This window comes from Lysobacter xanthus (genome assembly GCF_047159895.1).
Genome location: NZ_BAAGAB020000117.1, coordinates 1 through 3,549, shown reverse-complemented (window position 1 = coordinate 3,549; position 3,549 = coordinate 1). Strand labels below are relative to the sequence as shown.

General features: G+C 72.4%; 4 protein-coding genes. 2 read left to right on the top strand and 2 right to left on the bottom strand.

The window, feature by feature from the left end:
- Positions 1-1,557, top strand: a 1,557-nt coding sequence (locus ACY35P_RS15105) for a hybrid sensor histidine kinase/response regulator (protein WP_462116660.1), incomplete at its 5' end; no start/stop codon positions are given.
- Between the two features lie 3 nt (positions 1,558-1,560).
- On the opposite strand, the gene ACY35P_RS15100 is transcribed toward ACY35P_RS15105, so the two are convergent.
- Positions 1,561-2,226, bottom strand: coding sequence for a response regulator transcription factor (locus tag ACY35P_RS15100; protein ID WP_462116659.1), 666 nt, complete (start codon positions 2,224-2,226; stop codon positions 1,561-1,563).
- Positions 2,226-3,005, bottom strand: coding sequence for a 3-hydroxybutyrate dehydrogenase (locus ACY35P_RS15095; protein ID WP_462116658.1), 780 nt, complete (start codon positions 3,003-3,005; stop codon positions 2,226-2,228). Before ACY35P_RS15095 ends, ACY35P_RS15100 begins: the two co-directional genes overlap by 1 nt.
- A 96-nt stretch (positions 3,006-3,101) precedes the next feature.
- On the opposite strand from ACY35P_RS15095, the gene ACY35P_RS15090 reads away from it, so the two are divergent.
- Positions 3,102-3,549: 3-hydroxybutyrate oligomer hydrolase family protein (locus ACY35P_RS15090; RefSeq protein ID WP_462116657.1), on the top strand; the 448-nt coding region annotated here is incomplete at its 3' end.

The window sequence follows — 3,549 nt, the reverse complement described above, 5'->3', positions numbered from 1 at the left end:
CTGCGCTTCAACCAGCGCGTGCTGGAAGCCGCGTTGCAGAACATGAGCCAAGGCATCAGCGTCGTCGACGGTGCGCTGCGCCTCGTCGCCTGGAACCGGCGCTATGCGGAGCTGTTCGGTTTCCCGGCGGACCTGCTGCAGGTCGGCCGCCCGATCGCGGACCTCGCGCGCTGGGCGATGCGCGAGGTGCGCATGGACGGCGACGTCGAGCGCGCGCTCGACCGGCGCCTCGCCTTCATGCGCGCCGGCACGCCGCACCTGTCCGAGCGCGTGCTGCCGGACGGCAGCATCATCGAGATCCGCGGCAATCCGATGCCCGGCGGCGGCTTCGTCGCCACGTTCACCGACGTCACCGCCTTCCGTCGCGCGCAGGCCGGGCTGCTGCTCGCCAACGAGACGCTGGAGCAGCGCGTGGCCGAGCGCACCGCGGAGTTGCAGGTGGCGACGCGCGAGGCCGAACGCGCCAACCACGCGAAAAGCCGGTTCCTGACGGCGATCGGCCACGACCTGATGCAACCGCTGCATGCGGCGCAACTGTTCGTCGACGCGCTCGGAGACGAGCTGGACGACGCGCGACAACGCGGCACGGTCACTCAGGTGCGCGGCGCGCTGGAGTCGACCGTCGAACTGCTCTCGGGCCTGCTCGACATGTCGCGCCTCGAGGCCGGGGGCCTCGTGCCGCAGCCCCGCGCGGTCGCGCTCGCCGACGTGCTGGATCCGCTCGCGTCCGAGTTCGCGGCGATCGCCGCGGCGCGCGGCCTGCGGTTCGACTACGTGCGTTCGGCGACGTGGATCGACACCGATCCGCAGCTGCTTCGTCGCGTCCTGCAGAATTTCCTCGCCAATGCGGTGCGCTACACCGTCCGCGGACGCGTGCTGCTCGGCGTTCGCCGCACCGGCGGCCTGCTGCGCATCGAGGTGCACGACACCGGGCCCGGCATCGAGGCGGCGCGGCGGCGCGAGATCTTCGAGGAGTTCCGCCGCGGCGAGGACGTGGCGGGCCAAGGCCTGGGCCTCGGTCTCTTCATCGCCGATCGCATCGCGGCACTGCTCCGCGCACCGATCGACCTGCGATCGACGCTGGGGCAGGGCACCTGCTTCTCGATCGCGCTCCCGCATGTGGACGCACCGGTGCGGGACGTCCGCGTCGCGGCGGCCCCGCGGCTCGCCGGCCTGCGCGTGCTGTTGCTGGACAACGACCCCGCCGCGCTGGCGGCGACGCGGAGCCTGCTCGAACGCTGGGGGTGCGACGTCGTCGCCGCGCGCGATCGCCTCGAGGCCTTGGCCGCGTGCGAAGCGTTCGACCCGTCGGCATGGCTGCTCGACTACCATCTCGACCAGGGCGACACGGGCCCGGCGGTCGCGCGGGCGCTGGAGGAGCGCTTCGGGACGCGTCCGACGCTCGTGGTGAGTGCGGACGCGAGCGCCGAGGTGCGCGCGCGGGTGGAGGACTCCGGCTATCGGCTGCTGGCCAAGCCGGTCAAGCCGCTCGCCCTGAAGTCGATGCTGGACCGGTGGGTGGTCGCCGGGGAACGCGCGGCCAGCGCCGTCGACTGAGGCTCAGGATTCGACGAGCCGCGCCGGATCGGTCAGCTCCAGCTCGCGCAGCACCACGCTCGCCTGGGTGCGATTGCGCACGCCGAGACGCTCGAAAATGGCCGACAGGTGCGCCTTGACCGTGCGTTCCTGCACGTCGAGCCGATCGGCGATCTGCTTGTTCAGCAGGCCCTGCGCGACCAGCGTGAGCACGCGGAATTGCTGAGGCGAAAGGCTCGCCAGACGCGACGCCAGGTCGGCGTCCCCGCTGGCGCTGTGCGTGCGCGCCACCGCCGCGCGCAACGGCGCCGGCAACCATTGCTCGCAGGCGAGCACGGCGCGGATCGCGTCGCGCAACTCGTCGAGCCCGGCGCTCTTCGGCAGGTAGCCGGCGGCGCCGTGGTCGAGGGCACGCCGTACCACCCGCGGATCGTCGTTGGCGGACACCACGACGACCGCCACGTGCGGGAACTGCGCGCGCACCGCGGCCAGTCCCGCGAGGCCGTGGTTGCCCGGCATGTGCAGGTCCAGCAGAACGAGATCGATGTCCGGCTCGCGCTCCAGCACCGCGAGCACCCCGTCGAGCGAATCGGCCTCGTGCACCACCAGCCCGTCCACCGCGTCGCGCGCCGCGCCGCGCAGGGCGGCCCGGAACAGCGGATGGTCGTCGGCGACGAGCAGCGCGGGCATTACTGGACCGTCCAGCCTCCGTCGACGTCGATCGTGTGGCCGGTCACGTTGCGTGCCGCGGGCGACATCAGGAACGCGGTGATCCCGGCGAGTTCCTCGAACGTGATGAACACGCCCTTCGGCATCGGCTTGAGCATCACTTCGCTCACCACCTGCGATTCCGGGATGCCGCGCGTGCGCGCCTGGTCGGCGATCTGCTTGTCGACCAGCGGCGTCTTCACGTACGTCGGACATATCGTGTTGACGGTGATGTCCGTGTCGTTCGTCTCCAGCGCGATGACCTTCGAGAAGCCGAGCAGCCCGTGTTTCGCCGCGACGTACGCGCTCTTGAACGGGCTCGCCACCAGCGAGTGGATCGAGCCGATGTTGACGATGCGGCCGAAGCCGCGCTCGCGCATGCCGGGCAGCACGGCGCGCGTGAGCCGCGCGACGCCGATCAGCATCACCTGCACGAGCAGCTCCCATTTCTCCATCGGGAAGTCTTCGAGCCTGGACACGTGCTGCAGGCCCGCGTTGTTGACCAGGACATCGACCGGGCGGGAGACCGCGGCGAGGACGGCGGCGACGCTCGAATCGGACGTGACGTCGAGCGCGTGCGCCTCGGCGCTGTGGCCGTCGTCGTTGATGGCGCGGGCGACGGCCGTGGCGGCGTCGCCGGACAGGTCGGTCACGACGACGTGGTGCCCGTCGCGCGCGAGTTCCGCGGCGATTCCGGCACCGATGCCGCTGCCCGCACCGGTCACGAGGACGCAGCGCGGCGTGGAATGGCGTGGGGTCATGGGGATCCTCCTGCGTGCAGCGTACCAATGCGCGGGTCGCGTGGCGTGGTACGAACGTACGATGGCGACCGCGCAGCCGCTTGCTAGGGTGGGGCCATGAAAATGCCCCGAACCCTGTCCACGTTCCTCTGCGCCTCGGCCGCGACGCTGCTCGTAGGCTGCGCGGGCCTTCCACCGGAGACGCGTATGGATGCCTTCGCCACGCCACGCGTCACGATCCATCGCGACGGCGACGACCTGCTGACCGCGGGCCTGGGGCTCGCGGGCCTGCGTGCGGCACCGCCCGCGTTCGCCGACGCGGCGCATCCGACGCCGGTCGAGCTGCGGCGACGCGCGATCCGCGCGAACTGGCAGGGTATCGCCGACCTGTCGCCCGCCGGCGGTTACGGGACGCTCTACGGCGGGGCGCCCCCCCCCCCCGGGCGCGGGGGGGGCGGGCCGAGGCCGGCCCCCGGGGCGCCCCCCCGCCCCCGCCGATGCCGCCGCCGCCCCCGCCGCCGCCCGGCGCGCCCACCGACTCCGCCGTCGCAACGCAGGCCGGTTC

Excerpts from the sequence above, each read along its gene's own strand:
- ACY35P_RS15100 (WP_462116659.1), bottom strand. The coding sequence starts at position 2,226 with ATGCCCGCGCTGCTCGTCGCCGACGACCATCCGCTGTTCCGGGCCGCC.
- ACY35P_RS15095 (WP_462116658.1), bottom strand. The coding sequence starts at position 3,005 with ATGACCCCACGCCATTCCACGCCGCGCTGCGTCCTCGTGACCGGTGCG.